Genomic DNA, 16,822 nt, shown 5'->3' on the forward strand with positions numbered 1-16,822 from the left:
ACCCGAGTCCACCTGTTGATCGTATGCGCCTCGACCGGCATGACGACCCGACCGGCGGGGTATTGGCACGGCTGTTCGAGGAGAGGTGACCTGATGACCGACCGCAACGACCAGCAGCCCGACCCACGTGGGGCGATCAAGGACCCGGAGCAGTGGGTGACCGGCGACGAGCCGCCGACCGCCGCCCAGGAGTCGTACCTGCACACCCTCGCCCGGGAGGCCGGCGAGGAGGTGCCGGACGACCTGACCAAGGCGGAGGCGTCCCGGCGGATCGACGACTTGCAGGAGGAGACCGGCCGGGGCCGGTGACCTCAGCGGGGCGGCAGGCGGTGCAGCACGACCCGGTCGAGCTGTCCCGCCGCCGCCCCGGCGGTCAGGTACGTGGCATACGGCTGGGCCCGCCGGTCGGTGGGTGAGCCGGGGTTGAGCAGGCGTAGGCCGCCCGGTGCGACGCTGTCCCACGGGATGTGCGAGTGGCGGAAGACGAGCAGTGCGCGACGGGGCAGGTGGGTGTCCGCGATCATGAGCAGCCGCATCGGGCGGGCCTTCCGGGAGCGGGGCCGGGCGCGGCCGGTCGGCTCAGGCGCCCTGGCCCTGATTCTGCATCAGGCCGCCGTCCATGAAGTACGTCGACCCGGTCACGTAGTCGGCGTCGTCGCTGGCCAGGAAGACAGCCAGTTTGGCGATCTCGGCCGGTTCGGCGGCCCGCTTCCACGGGATGCTCTGCACCTGCTCCGCCAGGTAGTTCGGGTCGTCGATGGCCTGCTGGTTGAACGGGGTGAGCACCATCCCGGGCCCGATGTTGTTGACGTTCATCCGCATCGGGGCGACCTCCAGGGCGAGGCTCTTGGCCAGTTCGAGCATGCCGCCCTTGCTCGCGTCGTAGTCCGCGCCACCGGCCCGGGCCACCTCCTGATGGATCGAGGTGATATTGATCATCTTCCCACCGCCGCCCTGGTCACGGCGGTGCCGCACGAACCGCCGGGCGCAGAAGAACATCCCGTACAGGTTGGTACGGATGCACCGGTCCCAGGTCTCGGTGTCCAGGTCGGCCACACCGATGCCGGAGGCGTCGACCCCCGCGTCGTTCATCAGCACGTCCAACACGCCGAACTCCGCCAGCGCCTCGTCGAACATCGCCTCGACCTGGTGCTCGACGCTGATGTCGCCCTGTACCACCACGGCCCGCCGGCCGGCCTTCTCGATCTCGGCCCGGGTGTGGTTCGCGCCCGCGTGGTCGTCCAGGTAGTGCACCACCACGTCGGCACCCTCCCGGCCGAACTCGATCGCGGTGGCCTGCCCGATGCCCGAGTCCGAACCGGTGATCAGGGCGGTCCGGCCGTTCAGTCGTCCGCTCATCAGCGTGCTCCCTCCGTCGGTGCCGTGCCGGTCGGCACGGCTCGCGTCGACGTCGCCACGACATCGGCGCCGGTCGCCACGAGGTGTGGCCGGTCCGCCGAAACCTCGTGCCGTCGCTTGGCGACGTCGGTGAGCAACCCGGCCGCGTTGATCAGGCCGATGTGCGAGAAGGCCTGCGGGAAGTTGCCCAACTGCTCACCGGTGAACTGGTCGATCTGCTCGGCGTAGAGGCCGAGGTCGTTGACCCGCCCGGCGAGCTGCTCGAACAACCGGGCGGCCCGCTCCTGCTCGCCGGCCAGGGCCAGGCAGCTGGCCAACCAGAACGAGCAGATCACGAAGCCGGCCGGGTCACCGTCCCAACGGCGTAGCAGACCGTCGTGGGACAGCCGCCGTTCCACCACCTCGATGGTGGAACGCATCCTCGGGTCGTCTGCCGGCAGGAAGCCGACAAGCGGCATGAGCAGCACCGAGGCGTCCAACCGGTCGGAGTCGAAGGCCCCGGTGTACGCGCCCAGCCGGTCGTTCCAGCCCCGCTCCAGCACCGCCGCGCGGACCTCGTCGCGGGCCCGCGCCCAACGCTCGATGTCGGCCGGGTCGCCGAGCCGGGGACCGAAGCGCACCGCCCGGTCCAACGCCGTCCAGCACTGGACCTTCGACGACACGTAGTGCCGTTCGGCGTCACGGGTCTCCCACATCCCGGAATCCGGCAGGTGCCAGGCCCGCACCGCCTGGTCGGCCAGGGCGCACAGCAGATGCCGCACGTCGGGCGACATCGGGTCCAGGTAGTGCCGCATCAACCAGGCGGCGTCGAGGATCTCGCCGAGCACGTCGTTCTGCCGTTGTTTCCACGCGTCGTTGCCGACGATCACGGGCCGGCTGTCGGCGTACCCGCGCAGGTGGTCGAGGGTGTGTTCGGTGAGGTCCCGCTCCCCCTCGACGCCGTACATGATCGGCACCCGGCCGTCGTCGATCCGGCCCATCGCCCGTGCCACCCAGGAGAACTGCCTGTCGGCCTCGTCGGGGCAGGCCGACCGCCACAGCGCCTGGAGGGTGAGGCTGAAGTCGCGGACCCAGACGAACCGGTAGTCGTAGTTGCGGGGGCCACCGAGTTGTTCCGGTAGCGAGGTGGTCGCCGCCGCGACGACCGCGCCGCTGGGCTGGTAGGTCATGCCCTGCACCACCATCGCGCTGCGCCGTACCTCGTCGCGGTAGTGGCCCCGGTAGTCGTGCAGGTCGGCCCAGGAGCGCCAACCGGCCACCGCGTCGGCCACCGCCCGGTCGGCGTCGGGCAGCGCCGGATCACCGCCGCCGTAGGTCGGGGCGTACCCGAGGGTGAACCGCAGGGTGTCCCCGGCCCGGACCGTCGCCCGGCCGACGGCGTCGCCGTGTCGGCAGGCCAACGGCACGTCGGAGCGCAGGCTGAGCCGGCAGGCGCCGGCCCGCGCGTCGACCACCCCGGCGGACCGCCTCAGGTACGCGGTGACCCTGCCGTACTCGAACCGGGGTGCGAACTCGACCCGCACCGGCACCTCGCCGGAGAGCCCTTCGACCAATCGGGCGAGCACCCGGGGCGAGCGCAGGCCGATGTCGTGCCCGCGCGCGCCCGGCTCCAGCGCCAGGGCGTCGGTGACCGCCACCGACCCGGTGCCGGTGTGGAAGACGGTACGCAACACCAGCGTGTCGTCCAGATAGGAGCGGGTCACCCGCACGTCGTCGCCCTCGGGCGCGATCGTCCAGTGACCGGCCCGGTCGTCGAGGATCCGCCCGAACACCGAGGGGCCGTCGAACCGGGCGGGGCACCACCAGTTGACCGAGCCCTGCCGGTCCACCAGCGCGGCACTGCGCCCGTCGGCCAGGAAGCCGTGCTCACTGATCCGTCCGCTGTCCACGGGCCGGGTTACCCGGGCACCGCGTGCCGCATTCCTCGGCCGGGCCTGGTTCTCCCGGCCCGGCCCGGCCGAGTCGGGCCTGGTTCTCCCGGCCCAGCCCGGCCGAGTCGGGCCTGGTTCTCCCGGCCCGGCCCGGCGCTGCCGGACCGCATTGCCGCACCACCCGGTGTTAGGCCGGCGGACGTGCGGGAACGCCGGTCGTTGACGAAGGAGGATGCCATGACCAGAGCATCGAACCCGACCGCCACCTGGCGACCTGGGATGCCGGGCGGCGACAACCTCCCGTCCGGTCCGGCCGGACGGCCGGCGACGCCCCCGGGGGACGGGTACGGCCCGCAGGCCGGTGCGCCCGCGGTGACGATCGGCGCATACCCGGACTATCCGTCCGCGCAGCGGGTGGTGGACTACCTGGCGGACAACCGGTTCCCGGTGGAGCACACGGCGATCGTCGGGACCAATCTCACCCTGGTGGAGACGGTGCTCGGCCGGCTCACCACGGGACGCGCCGCTCTGCTGGGCGCCGGCACCGGCGCGTGGTTCGGCCTCTTCATCGGCCTGCTGTTCGGCATCTTCACCGTCGGCAGCTGGCTCGCGGTGATCCTGGTCGGGCTGGTGATCGGCGCGATCTGGGGTGCCGTGTTCGGCGCGGTGGCGCACGCCATGTCCGGCGGCCAGCGCGACTTCACCTCGGCCAGTTCGCTACGGGCCGGCCAGTACGCGGTCACCGTGGACGCCGCCCGGGCCGACCAGGCCCGGCAGCTGCTCGGCCGGATGCACCTGACCCCGACCGGGGCCACCGCCCGCTGACCGACCCGACTCCGCCGCCGCCCCGACGCGCCCAGCGCCGGGGCGGCGGTCGCGTCGGCGGCCCCTGACCGGGGCGAGCAGCCCGGCCACGACACGCCAGGGAGCACCCGTCACTCGGGCGACGAGATGGCCCCAGCCGACCGGAGGCCTTGAGATTCCTGATTAGCGGGACGTCCTCGCGAAGTCCACGAACCCCCGCCACGCACCCGGCGCGAACGCCAGCGTCCCACCGTCACGGTCCTTCGTGTCCCGTACCAGGACGACGCCGGGCAGATTGTCGGCGACCTCGACGCAATTTCCGCCGTTGTCCCCGCTCTTCGTGCTCTTACGCCACCGCGCGCCGGTCATGTCCATGTCGCCACCGCTTTCCTGATGAGGTCGAGAGACTGCGACCGAGGTAGGGCCTCGCCGACTATGCGAGCCCACCTCCGTTCAAGGCTAGCGATCTCTGCCGCGTCGTCGGTGATGTGTGCGCTGGCCGGACCGTCCTGGTGCGCCAGACGCGCACCGTCCGGCAGCTCGGCCAGCACGAACGGACCGCCCATGCCCAGATAGATCGGCGTGTCGAGCGGCACGACGTGCACCTGCACGCACGGCAGTTCGGCGCAGCCCGCGATGTGCTCACACTGCTCGCGCATCAGCTTGCCGTCGCGTCCTGCGCGCCGCCGGAGGGCCGCCTCATCGATCACCGCGACGACGAGCGGAGGCTGTGGCCGGTGGCAGAATCTCCTGCCGCTGCATCCGCGCCGTCACCAGCTCGTCGACCTCGTCGGGGGCGTGTGTCGCCAGCGCCAGCGTCGCCCGCGCGTACGCTTCCGTTTGCAGGAGCCCCGGGACCCACGCGAGTTCGAACCCCCGCAGCGCCACCGCCTCGCGTTCGATGTCCGCCCATCGTCGAAACCAGACAGGCTCGTGGCGCTTCAGCGCATCCGGCCAGAGGTCCAGAACGTCGCGGCCCAGAACCGCCGCGACCTTGGCGCGATGCCGGGTCTGCGGGATGCTCCCGTGGCGTGCCCACCTCGCTGCGGTCTTCGGGTCGACCCCGACCTGAGCTGCCAGGCTCTCGGCGGTCTCCCCGGTCTGCGCCATGGCCTCTTTGACTGCCAGATTCATCCCGCTCCCTCCCACGTTCCGGCCGGACGTTCCGAACGTCTGCCTTCATATCGCAACGCCATGTGTTCGGTCCACAACACTCGGCAAGGTAGATCCCAGAGCGACGCCGCCGGTTGGCGGGGACACCCGCCGGCCGTGTCTGCTGCGGGGGCCGTCTCTTGTTGAGGGGCAGGAGGCGGCCCCCCTTCCACCCGCCACGACGAAGGGGAGCACCATGCCGGACACACCGGAGCCCGACAGCTCACCGCCGCCCGAGCCGCGCCGGAAGCCTGAGGACGACCCACCGCCGGCACGCCCGTCGGTGCCCGGCCCGATCGGGCCGTTCATCCCACCGTGGCGGGGCCCCGGCCGGCTGGCGAACGCCGTCCCCTGGCACCGCTGGGCCGCCGGCTGGAACAGGAGCTAGCCCGGTGACCCCGCACATGATCCGCCCCGGCGACGTGCTCCAGCTGACGCGCGCCGCGAGCGTGCAGTTCATCCGCCCGATCACGGTCCGGGTGATCCGGGTGCTGACCGACTGGCACACGTACGACGGTTGGTTGTGGATCGACGCGTACGAGCTGGACGCCGCCGGCGACGCGGTCCGCCGACGGACCCTGTTCCTGATGCCGTCCGGAGCCACACTCCTGGAGCCCTCGCCCCGTCGACCGGCTCCGCGCAGACCGGTCTCGCGAAAGGTCGTGGTGACGTGACCGACCTGGTTCCCGGCCGACACACGCCACTACCACCCACCTGGCTCTGCCGGATCGACGCCCACCCGTGGCTTGCGGGGAAGCGAAGCTCGCGCCCCTCGCGGCGTACGCCGACGACCGGCCGGGCCTGCTGACCCTGCTGTCGAAGCTGAAGGAGGCGGCGGAAGACCATCTCACGCAAGTCGACAGCGGCAGGCCCGTGGACGTAACCGACCGATTCCTGACCTGGACCCGCCAACCCGGCCGCTGACCTTCCTCTCCCCATTGGTCCCGTGCCGGGTCGTACGCCCGTCTCCGGGCGGGGCAGCGACCCGGGACGGGTCGCTTTCTCTGCACACTCCTCGGCTCCCAGTGCAAGGCACCGCCGGTCCGACCCACCCCGAGCCTGGTACGGCGATACGGGTGGACATGTCGGTACCAGCCATGATCGTGCTCTATCCACGATGCAGTTGCCTCGTGACGATCAGATGCCACTACATCGTGGACAGCACCGTTGCGTTAGGTGGAACGGCTGTTCGTCAACCACCGCTGCCTCGCCGATCATGGAGTTGTGGTGGGTAACAGAACGCCCGTAAAGCCCCCAAGGTCGGCACCACCACTCCATGATCGCCAAGCGGGCCCACCCCGCTCCCCGATCGGGCACTTCCTGTCCCGGGTTGACCAGCCACCCACGGCGTTAACGCAACGGTGTTGACAACCAGGATCGAGCACGATCTTGCGGCGGGCGGCGGGCGGCGGGCGGCGGGGCGGGCGGCGGGCGGCGGGCGGCGGGGCGGGTGAGGCGGGGACGTGGAGGGTCAGCGGTCGCGGCGGGGATAGTCCAGTTCACCGGCCCGGATGGGCACGTCGACCGTGTTCTCCGGGGGTGCGAGAGGGCACGCGTACGAACTGTTGATCGCGCAGGAGGGGTTGTAGAGGTAGTTCGGGTCGAGCCGGACCCGATGGCCGGGAAGCACGGTCAGGCCCCGACCGAAGGTCCCCTTGACCGTGTCGGTGAGGTACCGACCACCGCCGTACGTCTCCCGGCCGCTCGTGCCGTCGCGGACCGGCACGAACAGTCCGCCGCCGTACGCCTCGATCCACCACAGGGTCAACGGCCCCCACGGGGTCTCGGCGACCGCCACCCGCCGGTAGCGCACCACCCCGTCCGGGCCGCCGGTGTCGATGCTCTCGGTGCCCGAGGCGGGGCGCAGCGGGGCCTCGACCACCGCCCCCGAGTCCGGCGGGAACCACCCCAGCCCGGGAAAGCCCGCCCGGTCGCCCGCCGGTAACGGGCTGGCCGGATGGGTCCGGAACAACTCGTCACGGCCCGTCCGGAAACCGACCAGGTCGGCGTCGGACAGGTACAGCGCCGCGGTGCGTTCCCGCCAGTCGAGCACATCAAGGTCGTCCACCCACCGACCCTAACCAGCCACCCGGTCCCACCCCCGGCCATCCCCGCCATCCCCGGTGATCAAGAGGTTTACGTCAACATTCCGTCGAAAAGTGACACGAACCTCTTGATCACCGGGGCGGGCAGCGGGCGGCGGGCGGGCGGGCGGCGGGCGGGCGGCGGGCGGGCGGGCGGCGGGCAGCGGGGTGGGTGGGGGTGGGGGGTCAGGGGTCGGTGGTGAGGCGGGCGTGCAGGTGTTCGTCGTGGCGGTGGCCGTCGCCGTAGCGGTGGGACTCGCGCAGGGTGCCCTCCAGCCGGTAGCCGGCGCGCTCGGCGACCCGGCAGGAGGCGGGGTTGGCCACGGCGTGGCACAGTTCGATCCGGTGCAGGTCGAGGTGGGTGAAGGCCCAGCCGGTGAGCGCGTGCAGCGCCCGGCCGGCGACCCCGCGTCCCCGGGCCGGGGCGGCGGTCCAGTAGCCGACGGCGGCGTTGTCGTGCCGGATCTGGTGTACGGAGACCGAACCGAGCAGCGTCCCGTCGGTGCCGTCGGTCACCGCGAGGGAGACGTGGCTGCCGTCGCTCCGGTCGGCCCGCCTGGCGATCCACCCGGCGGCCTGCGCCAGGTCGGTCACCCCCTGCCCGTTCCACCGGACGATGTCGGGGTCGACCAGGGCGGCCAGCACGGCCGGCGCGTCCGCCGTCCGCCAGGGGCGCAGCAACAGGCCGGCGGTGGTGATCTCCACGGGTTCCACCCGGGCAGTCTGGCAGGTCGCCTGGCGACCACCCGTCCGACTTTCCTTCAAATACCGAAGTTCCGCACCTCAAGTACGACTGTCTCGCCGCTCACACCACCCAAGGAGGGCTTGTTTAAATTTTAAGGAGTGCTACTGTTCGGGGCATGACGGAGAGCCTGGACAGCGAGCGGATGGCCTGCTGGCGTGCCTACATCGAGGCGAGCCAGCGGCTGTTCACCCAGCTCGAAGAGGACCTGCGCGCCGACGGGGAGCTGAGCTTCGCCGACTACCACGTGCTGGTCCTGCTCTCCGAGGCGCCGGGCCAGCGACTGCGCATGGGTGAGCTGGCCGGTCGGCTGGTCTTCTCCCCCAGCCGGCTCACCTACCAGATCTCCACCATGCAGCGGCGGGGTCTGGTCGCCAAGCAGTCCTGCCCCGGGGACCGTCGGGGCAGCGAGGCGGTGCTCACCGCCACCGGGCTGCTGACCCTGCGCGAGGCCGCGCCGGGGCACCTCGCCTCGGTCCGGCGGCACCTGATGGACGACCTCGACGACGCCGAGGTCACCACTCTGACCCGGGTCTTCGATCGACTCGGCCGGCGGCTACGCGCCGACCGGGACGCGTCGTCCACCCACAGCGACACCTGAGGAGCCCGAGATGCCCGCGATCACCGTCGACGACGTCCTCGTCCTGCCCCGCCTGCCCCGGCTCGACGAGACCACCAGCTACCGGCCGGTCCGCCGGCTGACCACCGCCCCCAGCGGTTACGAGGGTGAGGGCTTCCCGGTCCGCCGGGCCTTCGCCGGGGTGCCGATGTCGGATCTCGACCCGTTCATCCACCTCGACCAGATGGGCGAGGTGGACTACGCGCCGGGCGAGCCGAAGGGCACCCCGTGGCACCCGCACCGGGGCTTCGAGACGGTCACCTACATGATCGACGGGATCATGGACCACCAGGACTCGCAGGGTGGTGGCGGCACCATCACCGACGGCGACACCCAGTGGATGACCGCCGGCAGCGGGTTGCTGCACATCGAGGCCCCGCCGGAGCACCTGGTGGCCAGCGGTGGGCTCTTCCACGGCCTCCAGCTCTGGGTCAACCTGCCCCGGGTGGCCAAGATGATGCCGCCGCGCTACCAGGACATCCGGGGGCGGGAGTCGACCCTGCTGACCACGCCGGACGGCGGCGCACTGGTCCGGATCATCGCCGGTGAGGTCGCCGGGCACCAGGGGCCGGGGTCGACGCACACCCCGATCACCATCGCCCACGTCACGCTCCAGCCCGGTGCGGAGCTGAGCCTGCCCTGGCGGTCCGACTTCAACGCCCTGGTCTACGCGCTCTCCGGTCGGGGCACGGTCGGCACCGACCGACGTCCCTTCCAGGGCGGCCAGTTGGCCGTGCACGGTCCGGGCGACGCGCTGCGGATCACCGCGGGGGGCAAGCAGGACGGCAACACCCCGGCCCTGGACCTCTACCTCATGGGCGGAAAGCCCATCCGGGAGCCGGTGGCGCACTACGGGCCGTTCGTGATGAACACCCGTGCCGAGCTGATGCAGGCCTTCGAGGACTTCCAGGCCGGCAAGCTGGGCGTCGTCCCCGCCCAGCGGCTGCCGCACACCGGCGGCCAGGGCGACCGCCCCTGACGGCACGCGGCAACCCGACGGGCGTCCCGGTTCCACCGGGGCGCCCGTTTCGGGCGGTTCCGCCGCGGGCAGATACAGGCGGCGGAGGCCGTCAGGAGACCGCGAAGATCCCGGCAACCCCGAGGATCACCATGAGCAGTACCGCCAGGATCGCGCCGCGTTCGCTCTCGACCGCCTGGGTACGGTCCTGGGTCGCGGGGTTCGTCGTCTCGGCGGGCATTGCGGTGCCTCCTCGGCGTTCGCGGTCTGGGGTGCGGCAGGCCACCCGCCGGAGCGGTTCCGGGCCACCCGGAGTGCGCTCCGCTGGTGGGGGTCCTACCGTGAGGACGTCGTCGACCTCGGGAGGTTGGAACGTGGCGATCGAGGACTGGTTCCTGACCGCTGAGGAACGCGCCAACCCGGCCTCGGGGTTACCCGTCTGGACGACCGGAAACCTCGCCGAGCCGCTGATTCACGGCGTGGCGTACTTCGACCGGCTGGTCAGCGCGGTGGAGGCTCTCGACGCGGGCGACCACCTCTTCTTCACCGACTGGCGGGGCGACCCGGACGAACTGATGCGCCCGGACGGCCCGACGGTGGCCCAGCTCTTCGCGCAGGCCGCCCAGCGTGGGGTGGTGGTCAAGGGGCTGCTCTGGCGTTCCCACCTCGACACGCTGTCCTACAGTGAGGCGGAGAACCGCGACCTGAGCGAGACGATCAAAGCCGCCGGCGGTGAGGTGCTGCTCGACCAACGCGTCCGGCGGGGCGGGTCGCACCACCAGAAGCTGGTGGTGCTGCGTCATCCCGACGACCCGGAGCGGGACGTCGCCTTCGCCGGCGGGATCGACCTGTGCCACAGCCGCCGGGACGACGCCGACCACCACGGCGACCCGCAGCCCCTGGCCATGTCGCCGCGGTACGGCCCGCACCCGCCCTGGCACGACGTGCAGCTCGCCGTCCGGGGGCCGGCGGTCGGCGCGCTGGACACCACGTTCCGCGAGCGGTGGACCGACCCGATGCCGTTGGACTCGGAGAACCCGCTGGCCTACCTGCGGGACCGGCTGCGCGGCTCCGACCTCAGCCCCGACCCGCTGCCCGCCCAGCCGGCCGACCCGCCGCCCTGCGGCCCGCACCGCATCCAGGTGCTGCGCACCTACCCGGCGGTACGTCCCCGGTACTCCTTCGCCCCGGACGGCGAGCGGACGGTGGCCCGCGGCTACACCAAGGCGGTACGCCGGGCCCGCCGGCTGATCTACCTGGAGGACCAGTACCTCTGGTCGACCGAGGTGGCCGAGCTCTTCGCCCAGGCGTTACGCGACAATCCGGACCTGCACCTGGTCGCCGTGGTGCCCCGCCACCCGGACGTCGACGGCGCGTTGGCGCTGCCGCCGAACATGGTGGGCCGGGAGCAGGCGCTCTCGCTGTGCGAGCGGGCCGCCCCGGACCGGGTGCACGTCTTCGACGTGGAGAACCGGGCGGGCGATCCGGTCTACGTGCACGCCAAGGTCTGCGTGATCGACGACGTCTGGGCGAGCGTGGGCAGCGACAACTTCAACAGGCGGTCCTGGACGCACGACAGCGAACTGTCCTGCGCGGTGCTCGACGAGACCCGCGACGAGCGGTCCCCCGTCGACCCGGCCGGCCAGGGCGACGGGGCCCGGGTGTTCGCCCGGGACCTGCGGCTGCGGCTGTGGCGGGAGCACCTGGACCGGGATCCGGACGGCGCCGACGACGCCGACCTGCTCGACCCGGCCAGCGCGGTCGAGGCGATCACCTCGACCGCCGACGCCCTCCAGCGGTGGTACGACGCCGGCCGGACGGGCCCCCGGCCACCGGGCCGGCTGCGCCCGCACCGGCCCGAGCGGCTGCCCTGGTACACCCGGCTCTGGGCGCTGCCGGCGTACCGACTGGTCTACGACCCCGACGGCCGGCCGCTGCACGCCCGACGGAAGGGCACCTGGTGAGCGTCCGAGGATACGCAGTTGCGACGGGGGCGGGTGGGCGGCGAAGCCAGCAGCGGTCACGCCGGGTCAGTCCATCCCGGTGCGGATGATCACAAACCGTGCGAACCGTGTCCGATATTGTGGTTTCATGACTGAAAATCACTTAAGTACATCAGCCTTTCGGCTAGATATCCCCTCACCGATCAGGCTATGGTGACTCCCGAACGGCCCATCTGAAGTTAAACCGAAGCGTCACGTCTTTTTGTCCGCGGACGAGGTGCAGGGAGGACCACCAATGACCGCGCCAACCATGAGCGAGCAGGCGACCACACAGCCGGCCACCACCGAGAAGCTGGACCCGCGCGCCCTCACCGACAGCGCCGCCGACCTGCTGAACGCGATGGCCGCGCTGCCTGCCAACCACCCGTCCCGGGCGGCGCTGCGGGACCGCGCCATCGAGGCCTGGCTGCCGCTGGCCAACCACCTGGCCCACCGCTACAGCGGCCGGGGCGAGCCCACCGACGACCTGGCCCAGACCGCCGCCGTCGGCCTGATCAAGGCGATCGACAAGTTCGACCCGTCGCGCGGCGTCGACTTCGCCGGTTACGCGATCCCGACCATCATCGGCGAGTTGAAGCGGCACTTCCGCGACCGCACCTGGGACATCCGGGTGCCCCGTCGGCTCCAGGAGCTGCGGCTGGCCATCTCCGACGCCAACAGCTCGCTGTTGCAGACCCTCGGCAGGTCGCCGACGGTCGCCGACATCGCCGCCCACCTCAAGCTCACCGAGGAAGAGGTCCTGGAGGGCCTGGAAGGCGCCCGCGCCTACAACGCGGTGTCGCTGTCCACCCCGACCGGCGACGGTGACCGCGCCACCGAGCTGGGCGACATGCTCGGCGGCGAGGACAACGAGTTCGAGCTGGCCGAGCTGCGGGTCGCACTCGGCCCGGCGCTGGCCACCCTCGACGAGCGTGAGCAGAAGATCCTCACCCTGCGCTTCTACGGCAACCTGACCCAGTCGCAGATCGCCGACCAGATCGGCGTCTCGCAGATGCACGTGTCCCGGCTGCTCGCCCGGGCGCTGACCAAGCTGCGCGGTCAGCTCGACGGCACCTACTAGGGGGTGGAGGCGGTCACCGACCCACCGGGTCGGTGACGGCCAAGACCACCGGGCCCGGTCGGCGGTTCGCCGGCCGGGCCCGCTCGGCTCCGGAACCAGAGCGGCCCCGACGCATGCGCGTCGGGGCCGCTCGGTCGTCGTGCGGGTCAGGCGCTCGCCGGGTCCCGCCACATCGGATAGAACGGCGTGCCGTCCGGCAGCCGGAAGACCTCCCGGAGCCGGTAGCCGTGCCGGGCGTAGAGGTCCCGCCCGGCTTCGCTGCTCGCCTCCAGGTAGCCGGGCACCCCGTGGGCGTCCAGCCAGGCGTGATGGTGACCCAGCAGGGCGGTGCCCAGCCCCTGCCCCTGACGGTCCGGCCGGACCGCGAGCAGGGCCAGGTGGTGGTGGTCGGGATGCGGGTGGTTGGCGGCGAACAACTCGTCGAGGTGCCGGAACCGGGGGGTCCACTCCCCGCAGGCGGCGGCCAGCCGGTCGTCGTAGTCCACAGGTGCCGGCGACTCGTCACCGACCTGCGGGAACCAGACGGCCACCGCGTCCCGGTCGGCGGTGCCGAAGACCAGCCCGTGCCGCATCGCGTGGTCGACCAGGATCTCGAAGTTGTCGGCGAACACGGCCTCCCGCTTCGCCTCGTCCGGCACCAGCCAGTGGGTCGCCGGCAGCACCAGGAACGCCTCGGCGATCCGCTCGGCGACCCACCGGGTGTCGGCGGCGTCGAGCCGCTCGATGGCCACCCGGCTCATCGCCGGGCCTCCACCGGCACCGGCCCGTCCACCGGCAGCGTGAACAGTGAGGTGGCGGCGCTCTCCGCGCCCCGCCCGATCCGGGCGTAGACGTCGGGTCGGTGGGACCGCAGCACCATGCCCCAGAGGATGCCGATCAGCGCGGCGACCGGGTAGACCCCCGGGATGATCCAGCGCAGCGGCGAGTCCGGCGCGACGCCGAGCAGGGTGGCGAAGTTCGCCACCGCCACCGCGACGATGGCCGCCAGCGCGACGGTGGCCAGCGCCGGGGCGATCGCCCGCCGCCACAGCGACTCCGAGGTGTCGGACCGGGCGAAGTAGACGATCACGGCGACGCTGGTGCTGGCGATCAGCAGCAGCACCCCGAAGCCGCCGCCCGTGCCGGCGTAGTAGAAGAGCTGCACCACCGGGTCCCAGCCGTTGACCGCGTACAGCACGATCACCAGCAGGCCGAGCAGGCTCTGGGCCAGCGATGCCACCCGGGGCGCCCCGGTGCGCGGCGAGGTCTGCCCGAAGGCGGCCGGCAGCACCCGCTCCCGGCCCAGCGCGAAGGCGTACCGGGCGGTGGTGTTGTGGAACGAGATCATGGCAGCCAGCACGGAGGTCATGAAGAGCGCCTGGCCGATGGTGACCGCGGTGTCGCCGAGGTGCGCGGCGGCCAGGTTGAAGATCAGTTCGATGCTCTGCTCGCCGGCGGCGGCGGAGATGTTCTCCGGCCCGACGGCCACGGTCATCGACCAGGAGGAGAGCGCGTAGAGCCCGGCGATGATCGCCACCGAGAGGTAGGTGGCCAGCGGCACCGTCCGCTTCGGATCCTTGCTCTCCTCGCTGAAGACCACCGAGGACTCGAACCCGACGAACCCGGTCATGGCGAGCACCAGCAACGCACCGGCCCCCGGCACCAGCAGGTTCGACGGGGCCAGCGCGGCGAAGCTGGTCGAGCCACCCTCCGGGTGGCTGAGCTGGCCCAGGTCGAACACGAGGATCACCACGATCTCGGCGATCAGGAGGAACGCCAGGACCAGGCCGTTGACGTCCACCCGCAGCAGGCCGAGGAACGCGACGAGCGCCCAGGCGACCAGGGCCACCACGGCCCAGTGCGGTTCGACGCCGAAGAGGGTGCCGAGCACCGGGGCGGCCGCGGCGCCGATCGCGCCGTAGAGGCCGACCTGGAGGGCGTTGTAGGCGACGAGCGCGACCCAGGCCGCGCCGACGCCGGCCGGCCGGCCGATACCCCGTGAGACGTAGGCGTAGAACGCACCGGCGTTCTCCACCCGACGGGCCATCGCCACGTAACCCACGGAGAAGAGCGCCAGGACGGCGCCCACGGCGAGGAAGGCCAGCGGCATCCCGGTGATGCCGGTGACCGCGTAGCCGGTGGTGACCACGCCGGCCACCACGGTCAGCGGCGCGGCGGCGGAGAGGACGAAGAAGATGACCGACGGCACGCCGAGGCGGCCACGGGCCAGGGCGTCACTGACGTTGCTGGGTCGAACGACTGTCGGATGGGAGGGCATGGGGCTGCTCCGGGAGAGGGGAGAGGAGGGGGAAGGGGGTGGCGCGGCGAGGTCAGGGGATGCCGCGCAGCACCGCCGCGCCGACCGCGGCCTCGGTGTGCACGACCAGTTCCTTCAGGGGGGCGGGCAGCGACTGGACCAGGGTGGCGAGCCGGTGGTGGGCGCGCGGGCCGGCGCTCCACAGCACCTCACGGGTCAGCCCGGCGGCGGCCACCAGCCCGAGCAGGGTGGTGTCCGACACCAGTGGCTGCTCCGGCCGCTCGACCAGGGCCCGGAGCCGGGTCGCCGGCCAGGCGGCGGCGTTGAGGTCGATCGGCAGGTAGCTGACCGTGGTCCGCAGCAGCCGACGGTTCTCCTGCCGGCGCAGCACCCCGGCGCGGGCCAGTCGTTCCCCCACGGAGGTGGTGGACGACTGGGACAGGAAGGAGAGCCAGGTACGCACCGCCTGGTGCTGCGACTCGCCGATCAGTTGGTCGAGCACTGTGTGGGCCAACGCGTCGGCCGGGGGACGCCTGTCGATCACGGCGACCATTCCACCGGAGACGGTGATCTGTCCGAACAGGATCAGCTCGGCGAGCAGCCCGGCGGCGAGACCCAACCCGGTGGCGCTCGGGTGGAGCTTGGCCTTGCCCCGGTTGTCGTTGTGCGCGATGAGAAAGAACTCGTCGGCGACCAGCAAACGAGCCTCCCACGCATTGTCCATAGATGATCCACGCCGGGTGACAGGATGCCTCCACAATGGCGTCTTTGCAACTCCCGGATTCAAAGGTTGCACTCCGTGCTCGGGTGACCTGCGGATCTTGTCGTGACAGACTCGGAGGGTGACCGCCAGCCCCACCGTTCGCCGCCGCCGCATCGCCCGAGAACTCCGCCAACTGCGGGAACGTGCGGGGATGACCCTCGACGTGGCCGCCCGCCAACTCGACATGTCCAAGAGCAACCTGTCCCGGATCGAGAACGCCCAGATCGGCATCAAGCCCCGCGACGTGCGCGCCGCACTGGCCCTCTACGAGGTGACCGGCTTCGATGCCGAGGCGCTCATCGAGATCGCCCGGGGTGCCCAGCAGCGCGGTTGGTGGCAGAACTACAGCGACGTGCTGCCCGAGTGGTTCGAGTTCTACGTCGGCCTGGAGGCGGAGGCGGAGAGCCTGCGTACGTACGAGGCGGAGTCCGTCCCCGGGCTGCTGCAGACCGAGGCGTACGCCAGGGAGATGTTCCGTCGCACCGCGGGCGAGGAGGGGGTGGAGCGCAAGGTGGCCGCCCGGCTGCGCCGACAGGAGGTGCTGCACCGGGAGTCTCCCCCGGTCGAGTTGTCGGTGGTGCTCAACGAGGCGGTGTTGCTGCGCCCGGTGGGCGGGCCGGCCGTCATGGCGGAGCAGCTGACCCACATGGCCCGGATCGCTCAGTTACCGAACGTGACGTGCCACGTACTTCCTTTCGCGTCTGGCGGGCACCCGGCGATGAGCACCCCGTATGTCATCCTCACGTTTGCCGACGCGGCCGACAATTCAGTGGTCTACCTGGACAATCTCACCCTGGGTCTGGCGTTGGAGGAAGCGGTGCACGTGCGCGGGTATACCCTTCTGCACGAGGAGCTGTGCCGGATGGCACTGGATCCGGCGGGGTCGTTGGCCCGCCTGGAAGAGGCTGCTCGTCACTTTGCGTGATCGCACCGCGGCACGCCCTGGGGGGAACGTGAGGTACGGGATGCAGGCGCTGCCTCTGTCCATGATGGACTGGCGGACCAGCAGCCGCAGTAGCGGCAACGGCAACTGCGTGGAGGTCGCCGCGACAGCCGACCGGATCGCGGTACGGGACAGCAAGGACCGGTACGGGCCCGCGCTGGTCTTCTCCGCCGACGCCTGGACAGCCTTCGTCACCGGCATGGAGGCGGTACGCCCGGGGTGACCCCC

General features: G+C 71.7%; 17 protein-coding genes and 3 pseudogenes. 9 read left to right on the forward strand and 11 right to left on the reverse strand.

The window, feature by feature from the left end:
- The first annotated feature begins 93 nt into the window (after positions 1-93).
- Positions 94-309 carry a DUF3072 domain-containing protein gene (locus tag OHQ87_RS14435; protein WP_328348591.1) on the forward strand — a complete coding sequence of 72 codons (216 nt, stop codon included), beginning with the start codon at positions 94-96 and terminating at the stop codon, positions 307-309.
- A gap of 2 nt (positions 310-311) precedes the next feature.
- Here the strand turns inward: OHQ87_RS14435 and OHQ87_RS14440 are convergent.
- The 3 genes and pseudogenes from OHQ87_RS14440 to OHQ87_RS14450 form a co-directional block, all read right to left on the reverse strand.
- Positions 312-491 (reverse strand): annotated as a pseudogene (locus tag OHQ87_RS14440) (YfcE family phosphodiesterase); the annotation flags it as partial.
- Between the two features lie 88 nt (positions 492-579).
- The gene (locus tag OHQ87_RS14445; protein ID WP_328348592.1) at positions 580-1,359 is read right to left on the reverse strand and encodes an SDR family oxidoreductase; all 780 of its coding nucleotides are present in this window, start codon (positions 1,357-1,359) and stop codon (positions 580-582) included.
- Positions 1,360-1,484: 125 nt separating this feature from the next.
- Positions 1,485-3,248: pseudogene (locus OHQ87_RS14450) on the reverse strand (glycoside hydrolase family 15 protein); the annotation flags it as partial.
- A gap of 219 nt (positions 3,249-3,467) precedes the next feature.
- Between OHQ87_RS14450 and OHQ87_RS14455 the strand changes: the two are divergent.
- Complete coding sequence (locus OHQ87_RS14455; protein ID WP_328348593.1) at positions 3,468-4,055, forward strand: general stress protein; 588 nt, start codon at positions 3,468-3,470, stop codon at positions 4,053-4,055.
- Between the two features lie 162 nt (positions 4,056-4,217).
- On the opposite strand, the gene OHQ87_RS14460 is transcribed toward OHQ87_RS14455, so the two are convergent.
- Positions 4,218-4,409 (reverse strand): DUF397 domain-containing protein, encoded by a 192-nt coding sequence (locus OHQ87_RS14460; protein WP_328348594.1) that lies wholly within the window; start codon positions 4,407-4,409, stop codon positions 4,218-4,220.
- Positions 4,400-5,168, reverse strand: a pseudogene (locus OHQ87_RS14465) (DUF5753 domain-containing protein). Before OHQ87_RS14465 ends, OHQ87_RS14460 begins: the two are co-directional and overlap by 10 nt.
- 422 nt (positions 5,169-5,590) lie before the next feature.
- Here OHQ87_RS14465 and OHQ87_RS14470 point away from each other — a divergent pair.
- Positions 5,591-5,860 (forward strand): hypothetical protein, encoded by a 270-nt coding sequence (locus OHQ87_RS14470; protein WP_328348848.1) that lies wholly within the window; start codon positions 5,591-5,593, stop codon positions 5,858-5,860.
- Between the two features lie 797 nt (positions 5,861-6,657).
- Here OHQ87_RS14470 and OHQ87_RS14475 read toward each other — a convergent pair.
- Both OHQ87_RS14475 and OHQ87_RS14480 read right to left on the reverse strand, forming a co-directional pair.
- Positions 6,658-7,254 (reverse strand): DUF1684 domain-containing protein, encoded by a 597-nt coding sequence (locus OHQ87_RS14475; RefSeq protein ID WP_328348595.1) that lies wholly within the window; start codon positions 7,252-7,254, stop codon positions 6,658-6,660.
- A 202-nt stretch (positions 7,255-7,456) separates the two neighbouring features.
- Complete coding sequence (locus OHQ87_RS14480; protein ID WP_328348596.1) at positions 7,457-7,984, reverse strand: GNAT family N-acetyltransferase; 528 nt, start codon at positions 7,982-7,984, stop codon at positions 7,457-7,459.
- 146 nt (positions 7,985-8,130) lie between these two features.
- Here OHQ87_RS14480 and OHQ87_RS14485 point away from each other — a divergent pair, with 146 nt between their 5' ends.
- Together OHQ87_RS14485 and OHQ87_RS14490 are read left to right on the forward strand one after the other, a co-directional pair.
- On the forward strand, positions 8,131-8,613 hold the full coding sequence (locus OHQ87_RS14485; RefSeq protein WP_328348597.1) for a MarR family winged helix-turn-helix transcriptional regulator: 483 nt from the start codon (positions 8,131-8,133) through the stop codon (positions 8,611-8,613).
- A 10-nt stretch (positions 8,614-8,623) separates the two neighbouring features.
- Entirely contained in the window at positions 8,624-9,610 is a 987-nt protein-coding gene (locus OHQ87_RS14490) for a pirin family protein (RefSeq protein WP_328348598.1), read from the forward strand.
- A 91-nt stretch (positions 9,611-9,701) separates the two neighbouring features.
- On the opposite strand, the gene OHQ87_RS14495 is transcribed toward OHQ87_RS14490, so the two are convergent.
- On the reverse strand, positions 9,702-9,830 hold the full coding sequence (locus OHQ87_RS14495) for a hypothetical protein (protein WP_328348599.1): 129 nt from the start codon (positions 9,828-9,830) through the stop codon (positions 9,702-9,704).
- A gap of 133 nt (positions 9,831-9,963) precedes the next feature.
- Between OHQ87_RS14495 and OHQ87_RS14500 the strand changes: the two genes are divergently transcribed.
- Both OHQ87_RS14500 and OHQ87_RS14505 read left to right on the forward strand, forming a co-directional pair.
- Positions 9,964-11,553 carry a phospholipase D family protein gene (locus tag OHQ87_RS14500; protein ID WP_328348600.1) on the forward strand — a complete coding sequence of 530 codons (1,590 nt, stop codon included), beginning with the start codon at positions 9,964-9,966 and terminating at the stop codon, positions 11,551-11,553.
- Between the two features lie 274 nt (positions 11,554-11,827).
- Complete coding sequence (locus OHQ87_RS14505; RefSeq protein WP_328348601.1) at positions 11,828-12,652, forward strand: SigB/SigF/SigG family RNA polymerase sigma factor; 825 nt, start codon at positions 11,828-11,830, stop codon at positions 12,650-12,652.
- Positions 12,653-12,798: 146 nt separating this feature from the next.
- Here OHQ87_RS14505 and OHQ87_RS14510 read toward each other — a convergent pair whose 3' ends face one another.
- The 3 genes from OHQ87_RS14510 to OHQ87_RS14520 are packed head-to-tail and all read right to left on the reverse strand — an operon-like array spanning position 12,799 to position 15,612.
- Positions 12,799-13,392: a GNAT family N-acetyltransferase gene (locus tag OHQ87_RS14510; RefSeq protein ID WP_328348602.1), complete on the reverse strand. Its 594-nt coding sequence runs from the start codon at positions 13,390-13,392 to the stop codon at positions 12,799-12,801.
- Positions 13,389-14,909 carry an APC family permease gene (locus OHQ87_RS14515; RefSeq protein WP_328348603.1) on the reverse strand — a complete coding sequence of 507 codons (1,521 nt, stop codon included), beginning with the start codon at positions 14,907-14,909 and terminating at the stop codon, positions 13,389-13,391. The genes OHQ87_RS14510 and OHQ87_RS14515 overlap by 4 nt, the downstream gene beginning before the upstream one ends.
- 52 nt (positions 14,910-14,961) lie before the next feature.
- Entirely contained in the window at positions 14,962-15,612 is a 651-nt protein-coding gene (locus OHQ87_RS14520; protein ID WP_328348604.1) for a GOLPH3/VPS74 family protein, read from the reverse strand.
- 118 nt (positions 15,613-15,730) lie between these two features.
- Here OHQ87_RS14520 and OHQ87_RS14525 point away from each other — a divergent pair, with 118 nt between their 5' ends.
- Both OHQ87_RS14525 and OHQ87_RS14530 read left to right on the forward strand, forming a co-directional pair.
- The gene (locus OHQ87_RS14525) at positions 15,731-16,576 is read left to right on the forward strand and encodes a helix-turn-helix domain-containing protein (RefSeq protein WP_328348605.1); all 846 of its coding nucleotides are present in this window, start codon (positions 15,731-15,733) and stop codon (positions 16,574-16,576) included.
- 40 nt (positions 16,577-16,616) lie between these two features.
- Positions 16,617-16,817, forward strand: coding sequence for a DUF397 domain-containing protein (locus tag OHQ87_RS14530; RefSeq protein WP_328348606.1), 201 nt, complete (start codon positions 16,617-16,619; stop codon positions 16,815-16,817).
- Positions 16,818-16,822: the final 5 nt, after the last annotated feature.

It is taken from the genome of Micromonospora sp. NBC_00421 (genome assembly GCF_036017915.1).
Classification (GTDB): domain Bacteria; phylum Actinomycetota; class Actinomycetes; order Mycobacteriales; family Micromonosporaceae; genus Micromonospora.